This window comes from Flavihumibacter petaseus NBRC 106054 (assembly GCF_000974785.1).
GTDB classification, from domain to species: domain Bacteria; phylum Bacteroidota; class Bacteroidia; order Chitinophagales; family Chitinophagaceae; genus Flavihumibacter; species Flavihumibacter petaseus.
Genome location: NZ_BBWV01000002.1, coordinates 691,712 through 709,702 on the forward strand (window position 1 = coordinate 691,712; position 17,991 = coordinate 709,702).

Here is a 17,991-nt window from a genome sequence, read left to right on the forward strand (position 1 = left end):
GCAACTTTGGTGCATTAAACCTTCGATCATGAAAGTAGCAATACTCGGCATGGCACTCCTGATGGTGGTGGCCTGCTCCAAATCTTCAGACGATGAAGTGGTTATCCCGGATACTCCCCGGAGTGAAGTTCCCGAAGCGCTTACCGGTAAATGGCTCAATGGCACTTTTTCCATGAGCAACTGGTATACCTACGACGGACAATACGCCGGCAATCCTTTTTCGAGCTCCCGTGCTTTCCAGTTTTCCCGTAATGGTGATGCGGAATTTTTCCAGGTGATCGTTTCGAATGATGGGGCATGCACCCGGCAGGCTTTTACGGAATTCAAAGGAACGGTACAGTTCGATGCAACGACCCAGTCGTTTACGTTCTATCCCAGGCAGGGACGGTTCCGCGGCTTTTACAGTTGTAATTCCGGCAGCAACTTTGATCGCTCTGCCACCCGTGATGAACTGAAACCAATCAAACTCTACTGGAATGGATACGAAGACGAGTTCGGACAGGCGTGGCTCGTCACCCGCTTCGGACCCAATGACCCGGATACACAGGCGTCTTACTTCAGGCCAACCAGCTGGTGATAGATGGTAAATTCATGCAGTTGTTTGTTCCTCATTCATGCGTTGCAATGTGCTGTATATATGTTTTGTACCGGGACCTGTGCATTGGATAAAGCCAGAAGTATCCAGGGCGAAAAGAGATGCCGGTTTTTAAGTAGCTTAAAGGGCAAAACTGGCCGATGGAAAAGTTGACTGCAAAAGCCTTTATAACAGCATTGAAAGTGCTTCAATCTGATGACGAGCTGAAGAAGATCGGCCGGTATTTCAAAACAGGTAAAGGCGGTAATGCAGAAGGCGATAAGTTCATTGGTGTAAAGATGGGAGAGGTGTTTGCGCTGGCCAGGGCATATACGAAAATGCCACTGGCAGAAGTCGAACGCCTGCTGGAAAGTCCACTGCATGAGGCCCGTGTGGGCGCCGTCAGCATCATGGATTTTCAGGCCAGGGACAAAAAGACAAAAGAAGAGCAACGTAAAGCATTGTTTGATCTCTATATCCGGCGTCACGACCGGATCAACAACTGGGACCTGGTTGACCGGGCTGCTCCCCATGTGGTCGGATTGTACCTGGTTGATAAGCCCCGCAAGATCCTTTACACGCTTGCGAAATCTGCCAGCCCCTGGGAACGGCGCACTTCGATAGTAGCCACCTGGATGTTCATCCGCCAAAAGGAAACAGCCGATACTTTCAAACTCGCTGAAATTTTATTGAAAGACAGCGAGGAGACCATTCACAAGGCGATCGGCAGCTGGTTGCGCACCGCAGGTACAGTCGACAAGGCGGCATTGCAAACTTTTCTCAACACCCATGGCGCGGAAATGCCCAGGATTGCGTTGCGTTATGCCATTGAGCATTTTTCTCCAAAGGAGCGGGAGAAGTATCTCAATTTGTGAAGCGAATGGTATTGTAACGCCGTTTACACCCTGGTTTAAGCCGTTTACAGCAGCTTTCTTCGGGTTGCCTTCGGCTCAGGTCCGGCATTTCAGAGGAGTGCTTCGTTAAATTAACGAACGAGACCCGAACGAATCCCTTTCCAGACCCGCAGGTCGCAAAGCAACCTACCCATAAACCACAAAGAACTTACTTCAGCCGATATACCCCGGTAACGGCGAGAGGTAAACGCCAGCTGAATTAGAATTCAAAATTAGTACCAGTCTTTTATTTTTCGTCAGGATTGGGACGATGTTGCACTTTTCCTGGGACGAGGTAGCACTTTTGCCGGGATGAGGTTGCTCTTTTCCTGGGACGAGTCGGTGAAACCCTTGATTTGACCTCGGTTCACGGTCTATGTTCCCTATGTAGAACCTCGTGTTGACCTCGGAATCCGAGGTGTTCGCCTCTGTTTTAGAGGTAAACCCGAGTACCCCGCGTAGTAAATCTGAGGTCCAACTGAGGTTGAACAGAGGTAGCAAAGAGGTCGGGGAATAACTCAGAATAGTGCTCGGATCTTCCCGTTGGCCCTAAATTTTCCTGGCCTGAAAAAAGCTCAAAAATGGCCTTATCCTAGTGTCAACCCGGCCTCCTCCCCGGGTAAAGGCACCCCTTTACACGGGAATGACACTAGGATAAGGCCATTTTTAGACTTATTTGAAGCTGCCTTATGCCTGCCCTGAATAGCTATACAGGTTAAAGAATAAATCCTGATTTGGCTTGACACATTGTTTTGGTTCCTCTGCCAATCGGGAAGTTTTTGCGTACTTCCGGCCGCAGGCCGCCAAACTTATCGGGTACTGGATAACGACTACATTAGCTGAACGAAAACACGCCTGATACCAGGTAAGTTTTAATCTTTGCGGCTTGGCCCCTTTGCGTGCATTGCGCGAAATAAAAGTTCGCGTGAAAAACCTGCCCGCAAAAACACAACCAGCGTGAAAAACGGACCGGCACTATTAAAATTCGCGTGAACCTATGGCACAAGGATATCCTTCAGCAAAGCGTAAGACCGCTTCCTTGCTTCCTGGTCATAGAGATTGGTTGTCACCATGATCTCATCGAGTTTTGTCACTTTCAGAAAGTTATCGAACTGCGCTGCGAGCTTTTCCGGCCCGCCGACGAAGGAGTATGCCGTCATCTGCTTCACGGCTGCAGCCTCATGTGGTTCCCAGACTTCGTCGATATCTTCTACTGGCGGTTGCAATCCGCGGCGGTTGTTCCGGATAATTCCCAGGAACATCTGGTACACGCTGCTGGCCAGGAATTTTGCTTCTTCATCAGTCGGTGCGGCAACCACATTCACACAGGCCATTACATAGGGTTTGGCGAGGTGAACAGATGGTTGAAACCGTTGCCGGTAGATCTCGATTGCGGTAAGAAACTGTGCCGGTGCAAAATGTGAGGCAAAGGCGTAGGGAAGACCCATTTCGGCGGCCAGATACGCACTGTCGGTACTACTGCCCAGGATCCAGAACGGAACAGATAACCCTTCAGCGGGAAAAGCGCGCACACGGGTATCCGGACTGCTGTTGGTAAAATACCCTTCGAGTTCCTCAATATGCGCTTTAAAATCGTACAGGCCGTTGCCCAGGTGGCGGCGAAGGGCTGCTGCCGTTAGTTGATCCGTTCCCGGCGCGCGGCCCAGTCCGAGATCGATCCTGCCGGGGTACAGCGTTTCCAGGGTCCCGAACTGTTCAGCGATCACCAGCGGCGAGTGATTGGGTAGCATAATGCCGCCGGAACCCACGCGGATGGTGGAGGTAGCGCCTGCCACATGCCCGATCAATACGGCAGTTGCCGCACTGGCAATATTCGCCATGTTATGATGTTCAGCCAGCCAGAATCTTTCGTAGCCGAGTGTTTCCGTAAACCGGGCCAGGTCAACGGTGCGCTCCAAAGCAGTGGCGGCTGTTCCTCCCTGCGTGATTACCGCAAGGTCAAGCACTGAAATTTTGATGGGCTTCATGGTTAATGGAGTAACAGCAATTGGTATTTTTTGTTCGGTGTTACCTGTTCCTGCTGGCGGATTCATGGCTATCTTGGGCAACAAAATATCCGTTGCATGATAAACAGGATTTTACTGATTGCGCTGGTCTTCCTGGTCAAATGGACAGTTGCCCAGCAGGCAAGGCCCAATATCATTTTCATACTTTCTGATGATCACACCAGCCAGGCCATCAGCGCATATGGCAGCAAACTCACCGAGACGCCCAATATTGACCGCATTGCAAAAGAAGGCGCGCTTTTTCGGAATAATTTCATCACTAATTCCATCTGCGGACCGAGCCGCGCCTGTTTTCTGACTGGCCGTTACAGTCACCTTAACGGATACAAACTCAACGAAAAGACGTTTGATCCCAATCAGCCGGTATTTCCTGAAAAATTACAGGCTGCAGGTTACCAGACTGCATGGATTGGAAAAGTGCATTTAAAGCCGATGGCCAATGGCTTCAATTACTGGAAGGTGCTTGACAGCCAGGGCGACTACTATAACCCGGATTTTATTACCAAAGATTCCGGGCGCAGCACCGCACATGGTTATGTAACCGATCTGATCACGGAGTTTTCCCTGCAATGGCTCAGCAAGCGCGACAAGCAGGCGCCGTTTTTTCTTGTTGTGGGGGAGAAAGCTACACACCGGGAATGGTTGCCTTCCCTGGAAGACCTGGGTAGTTTTGACGATAAGACTTTTCCGATCCCGGAAAATTTTTATGATGATTATTCCGGACGGGAAGCTGCAGCAAAACAGGATATGTCGATTGACAAAACAATGGTGCTGAAAAGTGATCTTAAGATCCATGTCGACTATACTACGATGCGTGATTACAAGCGGATGGACAGTGCCCAGCGCAAAATATTTGCCGGTTATTATGAAGGAAAGGTATCCCGTGAATTTGATTCGCTGAAACTCAGCGGCCGTGCGCTGGTGGAATGGAAATACCAGCGCTACCTGCGCGATTACCTCGCCACCGCAAAATCAATGGACCGGAATATCGGTCGCATCCTGCAGTGGGTTGATCAGCAGGGCCTGACGAACAATACCATTGTCATCTATGCTTCCGACCAGGGATTTTATCTCGGTGAACACGGCTGGTTCGACAAGCGGTTTATGTATGAGGAATCCCTGCGGACGCCTTTTGTGATGCGCTATCCCGGCCATATTCGTCCTGGTACAGTGGTGAATGGCTTTACCCTCGGGATCGACTGGGGCCCCACTTTGCTCGAAATGGCGGGACTTGCCCGGGACACCGGAATGCAGGGTCGGTCCTTTTATCCACTTGTAAAACAGGATGCGAAAAAGTCAACCTGGCGGGAAGCGATCTATTATCACTACTATGAATTTCCGGAGCCCCATCACGTATATCCGCATTTTGGTATCAGGACCTCACGGTATAAACTGATGCGGTTCTATGGCGGTATCAATACCTGGGAATTATATGATCTGCAGCAGGACCCGCAGGAAATGAAAAACATCTATAACGATCCCGCACAGTCGAAGAATATAATCCGGCTGAAGGAGCAGCTGCGCAGGGAGATTGACCATTACCGCGACACCGAAGCGGCAGCCATCCTGCAGCAATAGACAATTCCTGCGGGAATAGACAATTCATGCAGGAAATATAGCAACTCAGTCGGCAGGGGATTTTATCGCAGCGTAAGGCAGGATAGTTTTGCTGTCAAACCTTAGCTATGATCAAGAAAATCCTCATCTGGGTAGTTGCCGTAATCGCTGTTCTCATAGGTGGCGTTACTGTGGCAACCGGCTTCCGGCAACACCTTACCTATGAAGCGCCGCTGCCGGCTATCAGGGCTTCAAAAGATTCAGCTGTTATTCAGCGCGGCCGTCACATCGTGCTGGGTCCCGGGCATTGCGCCGACTGCCACAGCACCACTCCGAACAAAGATTCCATCCTGATAGCAGGGGGTGATCCTGTGTTGTCAGGCGGTTATGCTTTTAACCTCCCGTTCGGTAATTTCTATACCCGCAACCTTACACCTGATAAGGAAACAGGCCTGGGCAACCGATCTGATGCCGAAGTAGCGCGGATCATCCGATATGGCGTGCATGCCAATGGCGAGATGGTGCTGCCCTTCATGCCTTTCCAGCAAATGACAGACAGCGACCTGGAAGCAGTGATCAGCTACCTGCGCAGTGTTCCGGCGGTGCACAACAAGGTGCATGATCATGAATACAATTCCATCGGAAAAGTATTGCGTGCCTTCGTGCTGAAACCTGTGGGACCGTCAGAAGCGGTTAAACCTTATATCAAACCGGATACCACAGCAGATTATGGCAGGTACCTCACCATGAATATTGCCAATTGCAATGAGTGTCATACCAAGCGCGACGGCACCGGCAATTTTGTAGGAGAGCCGCTCGCAGGCGGAAATCCTTTCGAAGAAGAGGGTCTTCCCCCGTTAACGCCCCCCAACCTTACCCCCGATAGCAGCAGCCGCCTTTTCGGATGGTCGCAGGAAATGTTCATTCAGCGTTTCCGCATGGGCAAACTGATCGCACACAGCCATATGCCATGGACAGCTTTTGGCAAAATGACTGATGATGAGTTGAAGGCAATCTATAAATACCTGCGTACGGTGAAGCCGGCAAAAACCGCGGTCAATTGATCTTTTTGCCTTCCTTCAGCGCTTTGATCACCTGCTCAACGTTGGATTTGTTGGCCGGGTCGGGTGCCTGGGCCAGTGCTTTCTCTGCATAACTGATGGCTTTTTTGTTGTCGCCCTCAGCAGCAGATGCCCTGACCATACCCATGTTGGTGGTGAAAGTATTGGGATATTTTTCGTAGTTCTTTTTGAATGCGCTGATCGCTTCCTTATTCTTGTCCTGTGCCAGCAGTTGCCTGGCATAGGCATGCACCTGGTTCATATTGCCCATTGGTAATGCCTGGGCCATGAGCTTGGAAGCCTCCTCAGAACGGCCAAGTTTTTCGAGTATGCCGGCCTTGGTACTCAGCGTTGCAAAATTGGGCTGGCCGATAAAAACACCGCTGATGGACATGTCCGCCCACTGCAGTGCTTCTTCCAGGTTCACATTGTGCTGCAGGCAGTATGCTGCAGCCTGGTGCCAGGACTGCCAGCCCGGACTGAAGCTTTTTTCGCTGCGCAGTTCATTGCGGAAGGACGCGAGTTGCAACGGTATCAGATCGACGGAAACGGTGAAGGGTATGCGCCAGTTTTCCCATTTCAGTCCCACTTCAGCGCTGCTGTCGGTCTCAGCCGAAAAATCGTATACGAGATATTCTGTAAGCGGCTGGCCGGTCTGTTGTTTTACATCGAGGCGGAGAACATCTTCTTTCGGATCGTAAAAGAAGGAACCCCAACTGGTGCTGTTCCGCGAAAAGATCAGGGTGCATTTGTCTTCATACACCGCGATGTGAAAACCATAAGTGCCTGCGGGAAGCGGATGTCCATTGATGGCGACATCCGTGGAAAAGGTAAATGTGGTGTTTTCATTGGCTCCTGCGCGCCAGGGTGCCTGTTTGCTGGTGCCGAAGCCCAGGTCCGTAAATCCATAGGGCACCAGTTTGCCCCAGATGGCGCCCTGCCTGCCGCGCACAGCAGGCCGGTCATAATGGATCGTGATATCCGTGATGCCGATCGTTTCTCCTACGAGGGCACGTTTATTGCCACCATCAGGGGCAGTTTTCAATTGTGCGAAAGCGGGCTGCAGCAGAACGGCAAGCAGCAGGGATGCTCCAAAACAACGAAGCAAGTGCATAGCAGTTGGTTTTGCCAGAAAGCTACAGATTGTAGAGAAATCAGGAAACGGAAAGGGACAGGTGTATTTCTGTAAGGATAAATGGTAACTTCAACAGACGAGTTCCCGTTATGAAAAGATTACTCATCCTTCATCTGGTACTTAATATGGCCTTTTCTGCCGATGCGCAAACTTCACTGGCTGGTGATTATTACCTCCAGGGCGTACACGAAGTTGCTTCTGCTTTCCGGCTGAAGCCTGATTCAACTTTTGAATTTTTTTTCTCCTATGGCGCGCTCGACCGGACAGGCACGGGGCGATGGTCAGTAGCTGGCGGCCGCATTGTTTTTCAGTCCAGGCCATGGCCCGGCAGCGATTTCCGGTTGCTGGGTACTGATACTGAAGTGCCGGACGGTAACGGGGGCGGCACTGGTAATGGAAGTGGCTCTGGCAATAGCAAGTCTGCCAGCCAGAAGACTGACAACAAAAAAGCACCTCCGGTGATCATTGTCAAAGTGGAGGAAAAGAATACCATGATTCTTCCTTTCATTGACTGTTACCTGAAAAAGGGAAATGAAGCAGTAGAAGGGAAGATGCGGCAGGATGGGATGGCCGTTTTCCCGGCAGAAAAATATGCGTCCGGGCTTCCCGACAGCCTTATTCTTCAATTCCGGTTTTGCCCGGAACGCTACAGCCGGTTTGCGATCACCGACCCGAAAATCACCCTTTACCGGTTTTCCATTGAAACGTGGATGCCGGAATATTTTTTCACTGGTTTCAGCCTGTTGCCGCTAGCCGATGGTTCCGCGCTGGAAGGTGGTCACCCTTTATTGGAAGGGCAGGCGTTTACCTGGGTGCGTGAAAAGGAGCAGTAACAGTCAGCTATTTCAATTGCCTTAAGTAAAGTTGGATCGTGTTCTCGTATCCATAATACAGCGCATCACAAACCAGTGCATGGCCGATAGAAACTTCTGCCAGGTGCGGTACGTTCCTGGCGAAGAATTGCAGGTTTTGCAGATCCAGGTCATGACCCGCATTGATGCCGAGACCCAGTTCATGGGCTCTTTTTGCGGCAGCGGTAAAGGGCGCGACCGCTGCTTCGCGATCCAGGGCAAAATGCACGGCATAAGGTTCGGTATACAGCTCTACGCGGTCAGTTCCTGTTTCCGCAGCGCCATTGATCATGTTGATCACGGGATCAACAAAGATGGATGTGCGGATACCAGCGGCTTTAAAGACACCGATGATCTCTCGCAGGTAATCCGCATGCCGGAGCGTATCCCAGCCGTGATTAGACGTAATCTGTCCGAGCGCATCCGGTACCAGTGTTACCTGGTGCGGTTTCACTTCAAGAACCAGGTCGATGAATTTTTGTTCCTGGCAGTTACCCTCAATATTAAACTCGGTAGTGATCAACGGCCGTATTGCCCGCACATCGGCATAACGGATATGCCTTTCATCCGGACGGGGATGTACTGTTACACCATTGGCGCCGAATGCCTCTGCATCCATGGCTGCTTTAACGACGTCAGGATTGCTTCCACCGCGGCTGTTGCGCAACGTGGCAAATTTGTTGATGTTCACGGAGAGCTTGGTCATGCTACAAAGATAATATGCTGCGCGTGTTTTTCACGCGAACCTGGGTGTCACGCAAGGTCTCAGTTTTCAGACATGGATGCCCGGTTTCGCGCAAAGATGCAAAGGTGCAAAGGTGCAAAGGAGAGAAAGATTAGCACCCGACAAAAATTTCAGGCAATGCGTGAGTGAACAAGTGGCCTGTTTTCCACGAAAAATGGTAACAGTAAAAGATGTCTGTTGAAACACTTTTTTGCTTACATCACCTTCAACTATTACTAATGCTGCATCTATGACTGCAACAATTAAATCGGCATTATACAACTACAAACACAACTACAAACCCTACTACTACAACAACAACAACTACTACTACTACTTTGCGCCTTTGCACCTTTGCGCCTTGGCGTGAAAAAAGTACACCTGCGTGAAAAAGCGCAGCGCCCAAAAACTTCAGCAAAAAAAATCGCGAGAAACGCGCCCACAGCTACAAAGCATTTCACCGCGTCTTTTCTTCTACCAGCGTGCAACCAGCTTGAGGTTCAGCAACCGTGGCGTGAGCCGGTTGGGGATAGCATAGGTAGTATTGGCAAAATCCTTGATGAGCAGGTAAGAGATCGTATTGGGGCGGTCGATCACGTTATAGACTTCCAGCGTCGCCCAGATATTGTCGAAATCCCGGAAAGGGCTGTGGCTGCGCCGTTTGCTGCGATCGCTCGTGAGAAGCAGGGCGCTGAAACCGAGGTCGATCCGAAGGTAAGGGTCGATGATCAGAGCGTTCCTGTATTTCGCTGAATTGGGAATATTATAGGGGAGGTTGGAACCATAGATCGTGTTGACGTAGATCTTGAAATTCTTATTGGTACTGAGATAGTCCTGGAAGAAAATGCCGACAGTGATCAGGCGGTCTGTTGGCCGGCGCAGCCAGCCGTGCTGGGTAAGGGTGCTGTCCACCGGCTGGTTGAGTGAGTCAAGGGTATAGTTATAGAAGTAATCGTCTTTGATGTCTTCCCGCGTGCGCATGAAACCAAGACTGAAATAACTCTCTGCATCCTTCACGATATCGCCGATGATTCTGGTTTCGATACCTGCAGCATAGGCTTTGGCATTGTTTTCACCGTAGTATCGCATGCGTACATTGTCGATGTCATACGGCACTACATCCCAGAGTGATTTGTAGTATGCTTCAGCGGTCCATTTCAACTGGCGGCCAAAGGCATTGAAGTTGTAATCGAATCCGCCGCTTACCTGCCAGCTCTTCTGGGCTTTCAGGTCATAATTGACTGTTCCGTCATACCGCCGCATTTCGCGGTAGAAGGGAGGTTGCTGGTAGATGCCGGCGCTTCCGCGAAAGATGATGTCGCGTTTCCAGTTCCTGGGTTTCCAGGAAATGCCTGCGCGGGGAGAAATGAGGAATTCGTTGTTGAGGTCATTGTAGTTGAACCGCACACCGGCCTGGAGACTGAATCCGGAGGAGTCACCCAAAGCGAAATTGTCCTGGATAAAGGCGCTGTAGCGGTTTACGCCGAAATCAGCGGTTGATTTCAGGCGCTTGTACAAAGGCAGTGCGCCAGGCTGATAGGGAAGGGAATAACCTGCTGAATCCTGGTATTCGAATTCATTGAGATGGTCATCCACGAGTTGCCGGTCATAGGAGAGTCCCCAGTTGACAAAATGGTTGCCCACATCCCAGTATCCCTTATGCGAAAAATTCCAGACATCGATTTTCAGATCATTCCGGGCATAGTTCTGGAAGACACCGGCGCCGAGCGGATTGACGATCTCCCCGAAGTCATGTTTGCTTTCATCAAAAGATCTTTCCCCGAAAAGATAAGCACCTGTAATATCGATGTTTTCGTTCTCGCGGTCGCGGTACCAGGAACCCATCCATTTCAACCGGAGATTTTTGTGCACCTGCTGTTGCAGGGAGATGCCGGCCATCTGGGTGCGGTAACGATCCTCTTCTCTTCCATTGAAATAGATGTCGAGGCCCAGGTTTGCGGAGTAATAGGGAGAGAATACTGCCGCGGAGGGCTGGCTGAAAGTGGGTTGCAGCAGGAATTTGTTTCCTGAAAAGTTCGTCAGCAATTCAGCAGTCCACCGCGGACTGACCTGCCAGGTGAAAAGGCTTTGAAAGTCGACGGCAGAAGGAACATAGTTTCCCTTGGTTTCCTGGCTGCTCAGCAGGTTGCGGTTGTTGCGGTGGCGGGCGCCTACGAGGTAGCTGAACCTGCTGTTTTTGGTGCTGCCTTCCAGTTCAAGACCCTGTTCGAGTAAGCCGATATAAGCTGATCCCCCGAAGGTTTTTGGTTTTTTATAGGCAATGTCAAGTACGGAAGAAAGCTTGTCGCCGTATTTCGCCTGGAAGCCACCTTCATAGAAATTGACAGACCGGGTCATTTCCGGGTTGATGAAACTCAGGCCCTCCTGCTGGCCGTTCCTTACCAGGTAAGGACGATATACTTCAAAATCATTGACGTAAATGAGGTTCTCATCATAACTGCCTCCACGAACATTATAGTTGGAGGTGAGCTCATTGTTGGAACCGACAAAAACCTTGATGAGACTTTCGATGCCGCCACCAGGTGTGGGAATGTTGATGGCTTGTTTGGGATTGATGGTAACGAGCCCGGCTTCCCGGCGGGTGCGTTCGTCCGTTACCGTGACTTCCGGAAGTGCCGTACTGCTGCGGGTCATCCGGAGGGTGATGGTTTCTTCTTCCTTGTTGTTGAGGAGAAAATTCCTTTGTTCGGTTTGATACCCGGTATAAGTGAAGACCAGCGCAACTGCTTTTTCTGCAACTACCTGGATCCGGAAGCGGCCGGAATCATTGGTGCTGGTACCTGCGGTTTTACCGAGCAGGGTGATGCTTACACCCGGAAGGGGGCGGTCGTCTTCATTGACCACGATGCCGGTGATCGTTGCTTTTTTTGCCTGTGCCCATACCATGCAGGGCATAAGAAGGATCCCTGAGACAAGGACAGCGATATAATGGCGTAAGGTCACTTTTGTCCGGTTTGCTTGAAAGCAGCAATGGCTGCAGCGGGATCCTTGGCGCGGAAAACAGAAGTACCGGCCACCAGCACATCTGCACCTGCATCGAGCAACTGGCGGGCGTTATCAAGATCCACGCCACCATCCACTTCGATCAGGGTGTTGAGTCCTTTTTTGTTGATGCGTTGTTTCAGTACACGGATCTTCTCATAAGTATGCGGAATGAATTGCTGCCCGCCGAACCCGGGATTCACGCTCATGATCAGTACGAGGTGAAGATCGGGGAGGATATCGTACAACAGTTCAACCGGTGTATGGGGATTGATCGCCACGCCGGCCGTCATACCCAGGTCACGGATCTGCTGTACATTCCTGTGGAGGTGCCGGCAGGCTTCCAGGTGTACGGTAAGGTTGTTGGCGCCGGCATCACGAAAGGCACTTGCAAATTTTTCGGGTTCTTCGATCATCAAATGCACGTCGAAGATCTTCTGGCTTGCTTTACGCAGCTGGCTGATTACCGGAAGGCCGTAACTGATATTGGGTACGAACCGGCCATCCATCACATCCAGGTGAAACCAGTCGGCCGCAGAATTGTTAAGCAGGTCGCAGGCTTTTTGCAGGTGAAGGAAGTCGGCAGCAAGTAAAGAAGGTGCTAGCAACATAGCTTTAAAAGTACAGTATTTGAATTATTTGCCACCCAGCTTTTCCGCGCGTTCGCGGGCTTCGGTGAACTCTTTGTCAAGAGCGTACGCGCGAACATAATTGGCAATGGCATCTTCCTTTTTACCCAGCGCTTCATAGCACCGGCCCTGCCAGAAATAGGCATCCGCAAAAGTGTTGGTCACGGTGGCTGCCAGTTTGAATTGCTGCAAGGCTTCATCCAGGTTTTTCTGACCGAAATAGATGATCCCCTTTTCAATATAGGCCTCCTGGAATTTCCAGTCCATCCGGATACACTGGTTAAAAGCTTCGAGTGCTTTGGCTGACTGACCGGTATTGGCGTAATAGATCCCCTTGATATAAACCGGGTCGATCAATTCTCCGGCGGAGTCTCTTCCGATAACTTCATCCGCCAGTGCTACCGCACGCGGATTTTTCTTTTCCGCATACAGATTTGCAAGGGAAATGGCAGCCAGCTGTGTGGGTTGCAGGGAAAATGACTTTTCGAGGTCGGTGATGGCGGCGGCGGTATCAGCTTTGTTCAGGTGGAGCGTAGCCCTTTCATAGTAGGCCTCAAAGTCGTTTGGGTCATTCGCAATGATGGTGTCATAAGCAGCAATTGCCTGGTCGTACTGACCATTCAGCAGGAGCGCTTCACCCATGCGGCGTTTGAGCAGGAGGCTTTCCGGGAACTGCTGTTGCAAAGCCTGAAGTTTTTTCATGGCCTCATCACTTTTGCCCTGCAGGAAAAGATTGTTGACCAGCTGAACGCCTAGAGCTTCAGTGGGCGATTTGTCCCACACCTTGCTCAGGTCGCGGTAAGCCAGTACATATTGCGCCTGCTGGGTAAGCAGATCGGCCCTGCGTAGATATAGGGAGAGATTATCCGGATACCTGCGGATACTGTCAGAAACGCCGGCGAATGGAGGCGCATCCAGTATGGCTTTGTTGTTCGGAGCAGCTTTACCACCGTTATCGGAATTGCAGCCGGCGACAGCCACCAGTACGGCCATTAATGCAGTTTTAACCCGGATATTCATTTTCCAAAGCTATGGATTTCGGCAGGAACGGGATTATCCAATACATTTGCGCTCGAACGCGAAACATGAAAAGCAGTTATATTTCCGCATTCCTGGTAACGGTAACACTGGTGATCGCCGGTATGCATACCGGGCGGGCACAAACGAAGGCAGAACATGCCCGTCCTGCAGACACCCTTCACTACCCGGAAGAAACCCATTTCAGGAATCTCCGGCAGCTGACCTTCGGAGGTGATAATGCCGAGGCGTATTTCAGCTATGACGGCCGTTACCTGATCTTCCAGCGCACCAACGCCAAAGAAGGTTTGCCCTGTGACCAGATCTTCATTGGTAAAGTGCCTCAGACTGCTGCAGAACCATTTCAGCCCAGGATGGTGAGTACGGGTAAGGGAAGGACCACCTGCCCTTATTTTCTGCCTGACGGCAAACATATCATCTATGCCTCCACGCACCTGGGCGGCGATAGTTGTCCCCCGGTTCCGGACCGTTCCAAATACGGTAACCGGTATATCTGGCCACTTTATGACAGCTATGATATCTTCCTGGCGGATACTTCCGGCAGGATTATCAAACAGCTGACCAACGCCAAAGGCTATGATGCTGAAGCTACCCTTTCTCCCGACGGCAAAACGATGATCTATACGAGCGACAAAGACGGTGATCTTGACCTCTATGCGATGGATCTGGCCACCGGTAAAGAAAAGAAACTGACGAATACGCTGGGATATGATGGTGGGGCGTGGTTCAGCCGCGATGGTAAGAAAATCATCTGGAGGGCCAGCCGTCCGCAGACACCGGAAGAGGTTACTGAATACAAGGAATTGCTGGCAGCGCACCTGGTGGCGCCTACCAGGATGGAGGTTTTCACGGCCAATGCCGACGGAAGCAATGTGCAGCAGGTGACCAGGCTGGGCAATGCCAACTGGGCACCGGTTTTCATGCCAGACAGCAGGCGCATCCTGTTTGCGTCGAACCATGAATACAAACGTGGTTTCCCCTTTAATCTCTATACCATTAATCCTGATGGTTCGGGATTACAGAAGATCAGCCGCGACAAAGGCTTTGATGCTTTTGCCATGTTCAGTTACGACGGAAAAAAACTGGTGTTCTGTTCCAACCGCAATAACGGTGGAACGCGTGATACCAATATCTTTGTTGCTGACTGGACCGAATAAACAATACAACAACTTTCCTGCTATGTATACCGGACTCTTACATCTCCATAGTTTCCTTCGCTGGGTAATTCTTGTACTGTTGATTATTGCCCTGGTGCGGCATTTCAATGGCATGATGGACAAGAATGCCTATACGAAAAAAGACCGCAAGACCGACCTGTTCCTGATGATCAGCGCGCATACGACATTCCTCATCGGATTGATCCAGTGGCTGATTGGCGATCTCGGATTGAAAAATATCATGAAGCTCGGTTTCGGAGAGGTGATGAAATCTGCACCTTACCGGTTTTTTGCCGTGGAGCATTTTGTGGGCATGCTGATCGCTATTGTGCTGATTACGATCGGAAGAGGCAAGGGGAAACCTGCCACTGCAGCCGGACCGCAGCACAAACAGGCTTTCTGGCTGTTCCTGATTGCACTGGTCGTTATTCTTGCCAGCATTCCGTGGCCATTCCGGGAAGCCATTGCGCGTCCCTGGTTCCCCGGCATGTAAGTGGGATTATTCGTCGGTGGTGATATGACCCGGGGCAACGCCCTGGCCACGTCGTCCCAATTCTACAACTGCGCAATCCCTGATCTGGTCGCCATCGATTACGAACTGAACCAGCGTTCGTACAGTATGCCAGCCCTGGTGACCAGCAGCACCGGGATTGATGTGCAGGCATTGCAGGGCAGCATCATACTGCACTTTCAGGATATGGGAATGTCCGCTGATAAACAGCCGGGCACCGGAAGCCGCGATTTCTTTTTTTACACCCGGGGCATAGCGCCCGGGATAACCTCCGATATGTTTCATCATTACCGGAACAGCTTCGCAGGTAAAATGCAGCACTTCCGGAAACACCGAACGAATAGCATAGCCATCGATATTGCCGTAAACTCCTTTGACAGGCTTACCGGTTTTTTCCAATGCTTCTGCTACGGCCTCATTGCCGAAGTCGCCGGCATGCCAGATCTCGTCGCAGTTGTCCAGCGCTTTGAGGATCTTGTCATCCATCCAGCTGTGTGTATCTGATATCAGTCCGATTTTTGTCATGACGGAATGCAAAATAGGATTTACTACCTTTAGGTGAATAACCTGCTATGCCATTCCACAGAAACTTCACCTGGTGGATCGACAAGCGTCGCTGGAAATACGTGTTCCTGTTAACGATGCTGGCGATGAGTGTGAGGAGTTGATTTTTCAACCCTGCATTTCATCCTTCTAAATCAATTTACATGGCACACTATCAGAAAGTGGGACAGGTTCCCCATAAAAGACATACCCAATACCGTCAGCCCGACGGCACCTTATATTCCGAACAATTATTTTCCACCGAGGGATTCAGTAACGATTACTCCATCCTGTATCACTGCCATCCGCCCACTGCGATCATCGCAACGGATGCACCCGTGAATGTTATGCCTGTGGCAGCAGAGGCCGCCATGCTGAAACACCGCAGTTTCGAGGGTTTCCATATCGCGCCTGAAGAGGATTACCTGGATAGCCGCAAGGCCATCCTCATCAATAATGACCTGCATATTTCCCTCGCTGCACCGCGCTCCGGTAACAGGGATTATTTCTTTAAGAATGCCGACGCCGACGAGCTGATTTTTATTCATGAGGGGAGCGGCACCTTGCGTACGCAGTATGGTGAGTTGCCATTTGCATATGGCGATTACCTGGTCATTCCGCGCGGAACGATCTACCAGGTCGAATTCGCGACCACGGCGAACCGGCTGTTTGTGGTCGAGTCCTTCAGTCCCATCCGCTTTCCGAAAAAGTACCTCAGCAAAAACGGGCAGTTGCTGGAGCATTCACCTTTCTGCGAAAGGGATATCCGTGTTCCCGGAAACCTGGAAACGATTAACGAGGCGGGTGATTTCCTGATCCGGACGAAAAAGAAGGGCATGTTGTATGGCCTGCATTACGGCCATCATCCTTTTGATGTGATCGGATGGGATGGCTGTTGTTATCCTTATGCCTTCAGCATTCATGATTTTGAACCCATTACCGGCAGGGTGCATCAGCCGCCGCCGGTGCACCAGACCTTCGAGGCCAACAATTTTGTGGTCTGTTCCTTTGTGCCACGGTTGTATGATTATCATCCGCAGGCTATCCCGGCACCTTATAACCACAGTAATATTGACAGTGATGAATTGCTTTATTATGTGGATGGTGATTTTATGAGCCGGAAAAATGTAACCCGGGGGATGATCACCCTGCATCCGGCGGGCATTCCGCATGGGCCGCATCCGGGGGCAGTGGAGAAGAGCCTGGGAAAGAAGGAGACCGGAGAACTGGCGGTGATGGTGGATACCTTTCATGCGCTGCAGCTTACGGAAGAAGCGTTGCGGATCGAGAACCAGGGGTATACGATGAGCTGGGCGGAGTGACCGGTCAGGTTTTAAACAGTCATTTAAATTAATATTCTTCTTAATTTGATCATAGGATAGGGTGTTGAGGTAAAATAATTTTCACTTATATTAGATTAACCATAAATGCATCGCCATATGATCAAATTCAATGAATTGCAACCGGGCGACTACGTTTACGCCCAATATGAAGGAGAGCGCTGGGAAGGCATTGTTAATGAGCTGAATAGCGAGGACAAGGAGGTCTGTGTGCAGACGGATGTGCAGGATTTCTGGTTCAAGCCGGAGGATTTGCTGCCGATTCCTCTGACCGAGGGGGAATTGTTCAAACTGAATTTTGAAAAGGAATTGAATGGTAACGGGTCGGTGAAGTACAAAAAGGGGCCATTCCGGATCATGCTGGACAAGGAGGACGGGTTTGGGGATTTTGAGATCTGGTATCGTGAGGACCGCCGGCATATTAAGCAACCGATCTCCGTGCACCAGCTTCAGAACCATTATTACCAGATGACCAAGGTGGAGCTGGGTCGTAATTAAAGGGAAAATACCGTTATATTTGTCGACAATTGGGGAGAATTCCCCAATTTTTTTATTATTTGAAGGATTTATCGTTATCTTTGCGCTCCCAAAATCTGTATGGCAAAACAAGCACTCATTAAACAGGATGGAATTATTGTGGAAGCCCTTTCGAATGCTATGTTCAAAGTAAAGCTCCAGAACGACCATGAAATACTGGCGACGATTTCCGGAAAGATGAGGATGCACTATATCAGAATCCTTCCTGGTGATAAGGTGGGAGTGGAGATGAGTCCATATGATTTGAGCAGGGGCAGGATAATTTTTAGATACAAATAATAAAGCGTCATGAAAGTTCGTGCATCCATCAAGAAGCGCAGCGCAGATTGCAAGATCGTGCGCAGGAAAGGGAAGCTCTATGTGATCAACAAGAAGAACCCGCGTTATAAGCAGCGCCAGGGTTAATTGCGT

The 17,991-nt window shown here is 50.5% G+C and carries 18 protein-coding genes; 11 read left to right on the plus strand and 7 right to left on the minus strand.

Features of this window, described 5'->3' with window-relative positions; translation table 11 throughout:
• Positions 1–28: 28 nt before the first annotated feature.
• Both FPE01S_RS12820 and FPE01S_RS12825 read left to right on the plus strand, forming a co-directional pair.
• Positions 29–577, plus strand: a complete 549-nt coding sequence (locus tag FPE01S_RS12820; RefSeq protein ID WP_157474016.1) for a hypothetical protein — start codon at positions 29–31, stop codon at positions 575–577.
• A gap of 158 nt (positions 578–735) precedes the next feature.
• Positions 736–1,449 (plus strand): DNA alkylation repair protein, encoded by a 714-nt coding sequence (locus FPE01S_RS12825; RefSeq protein ID WP_046369358.1) that lies wholly within the window; start codon positions 736–738, stop codon positions 1,447–1,449.
• Between the two features lie 1,013 nt (positions 1,450–2,462).
• Here FPE01S_RS12825 and FPE01S_RS12830 read toward each other — a convergent pair.
• A complete protein-coding gene (locus FPE01S_RS12830) occupies positions 2,463–3,455 on the minus strand; it encodes an LLM class flavin-dependent oxidoreductase (RefSeq protein WP_046369879.1) in 993 nt (330 codons plus the stop codon).
• Between the two features lie 96 nt (positions 3,456–3,551).
• On the opposite strand from FPE01S_RS12830, the gene FPE01S_RS12835 reads away from it, so the two are divergent.
• Positions 3,552–5,072 carry a sulfatase family protein gene (locus FPE01S_RS12835; protein ID WP_046369359.1) on the plus strand — a complete coding sequence of 507 codons (1,521 nt, stop codon included), beginning with the start codon at positions 3,552–3,554 and terminating at the stop codon, positions 5,070–5,072.
• Positions 5,073–5,179: 107 nt separating this feature from the next.
• Positions 5,180–6,115 (plus strand): c-type cytochrome, encoded by a 936-nt coding sequence (locus tag FPE01S_RS12840; protein ID WP_046369360.1) that lies wholly within the window; start codon positions 5,180–5,182, stop codon positions 6,113–6,115.
• Here the strand turns inward: FPE01S_RS12840 and FPE01S_RS12845 are convergent.
• Positions 6,108–7,226, minus strand: coding sequence for a DUF2911 domain-containing protein (locus tag FPE01S_RS12845; RefSeq protein ID WP_046369361.1), 1,119 nt, complete (start codon positions 7,224–7,226; stop codon positions 6,108–6,110). The two genes, FPE01S_RS12840 and FPE01S_RS12845, sit on opposite strands and share 8 nt — an antisense overlap.
• A 110-nt stretch (positions 7,227–7,336) precedes the next feature.
• Here FPE01S_RS12845 and FPE01S_RS24915 point away from each other — a divergent pair, with 110 nt between their 5' ends.
• A complete protein-coding gene (locus FPE01S_RS24915) occupies positions 7,337–8,080 on the plus strand; it encodes a hypothetical protein (protein ID WP_052955751.1) in 744 nt (247 codons plus the stop codon).
• 7 nt (positions 8,081–8,087) lie between these two features.
• On the opposite strand, the gene FPE01S_RS12855 is transcribed toward FPE01S_RS24915, so the two are convergent.
• From FPE01S_RS12855 to FPE01S_RS12870, 4 genes are all read right to left on the minus strand, one after another.
• Positions 8,088–8,804 carry a pyridoxine 5'-phosphate synthase gene (locus FPE01S_RS12855; RefSeq protein WP_046369362.1) on the minus strand — a complete coding sequence of 239 codons (717 nt, stop codon included), beginning with the start codon at positions 8,802–8,804 and terminating at the stop codon, positions 8,088–8,090.
• Between the two features lie 492 nt (positions 8,805–9,296).
• A complete protein-coding gene (locus tag FPE01S_RS12860) occupies positions 9,297–11,729 on the minus strand; it encodes a TonB-dependent receptor (RefSeq protein WP_245623996.1) in 2,433 nt (810 codons plus the stop codon).
• A gap of 53 nt (positions 11,730–11,782) precedes the next feature.
• Positions 11,783–12,436, minus strand: a complete 654-nt coding sequence (rpe, locus tag FPE01S_RS12865; protein ID WP_046369364.1) for a ribulose-phosphate 3-epimerase — start codon at positions 12,434–12,436, stop codon at positions 11,783–11,785.
• A 24-nt stretch (positions 12,437–12,460) separates the two neighbouring features.
• Positions 12,461–13,447, minus strand: a complete 987-nt coding sequence (locus tag FPE01S_RS12870) for a tetratricopeptide repeat protein (protein WP_169749164.1) — start codon at positions 13,445–13,447, stop codon at positions 12,461–12,463.
• Positions 13,448–13,539: 92 nt separating this feature from the next.
• Here FPE01S_RS12870 and FPE01S_RS12875 point away from each other — a divergent pair, with 92 nt between their 5' ends.
• Positions 13,540–14,649 carry a TolB family protein gene (locus FPE01S_RS12875; RefSeq protein WP_052955752.1) on the plus strand — a complete coding sequence of 370 codons (1,110 nt, stop codon included), beginning with the start codon at positions 13,540–13,542 and terminating at the stop codon, positions 14,647–14,649.
• Between the two features lie 22 nt (positions 14,650–14,671).
• Positions 14,672–15,142 (plus strand): hypothetical protein, encoded by a 471-nt coding sequence (locus FPE01S_RS12880; RefSeq protein WP_046369366.1) that lies wholly within the window; start codon positions 14,672–14,674, stop codon positions 15,140–15,142.
• Positions 15,143–15,148: 6 nt separating this feature from the next.
• Here the strand turns inward: FPE01S_RS12880 and FPE01S_RS12885 are convergent, their stop codons facing one another.
• On the minus strand, positions 15,149–15,685 hold the full coding sequence (locus FPE01S_RS12885; protein ID WP_046369367.1) for a metallophosphoesterase family protein: 537 nt from the start codon (positions 15,683–15,685) through the stop codon (positions 15,149–15,151).
• 182 nt (positions 15,686–15,867) lie between these two features.
• On the opposite strand from FPE01S_RS12885, the gene FPE01S_RS12890 reads away from it, so the two are divergent.
• The 4 genes from FPE01S_RS12890 to ykgO all read left to right on the plus strand — a co-directional run bounded on the left by FPE01S_RS12890 (position 15,868) and on the right by ykgO (position 17,985).
• Positions 15,868–17,025, plus strand: a complete 1,158-nt coding sequence (locus FPE01S_RS12890; protein ID WP_046369368.1) for a homogentisate 1,2-dioxygenase — start codon at positions 15,868–15,870, stop codon at positions 17,023–17,025.
• A gap of 117 nt (positions 17,026–17,142) precedes the next feature.
• The gene (locus FPE01S_RS12895; protein WP_046369369.1) at positions 17,143–17,541 is read left to right on the plus strand and encodes a hypothetical protein; all 399 of its coding nucleotides are present in this window, start codon (positions 17,143–17,145) and stop codon (positions 17,539–17,541) included.
• Between the two features lie 99 nt (positions 17,542–17,640).
• Complete coding sequence (infA, locus tag FPE01S_RS12900) at positions 17,641–17,859, plus strand: translation initiation factor IF-1 (protein ID WP_046369370.1); 219 nt, start codon at positions 17,641–17,643, stop codon at positions 17,857–17,859.
• Positions 17,860–17,868: 9 nt separating this feature from the next.
• On the plus strand, positions 17,869–17,985 hold the full coding sequence (gene ykgO, locus FPE01S_RS12905; RefSeq protein ID WP_046369371.1) for a type B 50S ribosomal protein L36: 117 nt from the start codon (positions 17,869–17,871) through the stop codon (positions 17,983–17,985).
• Positions 17,986–17,991: the final 6 nt, after the last annotated feature.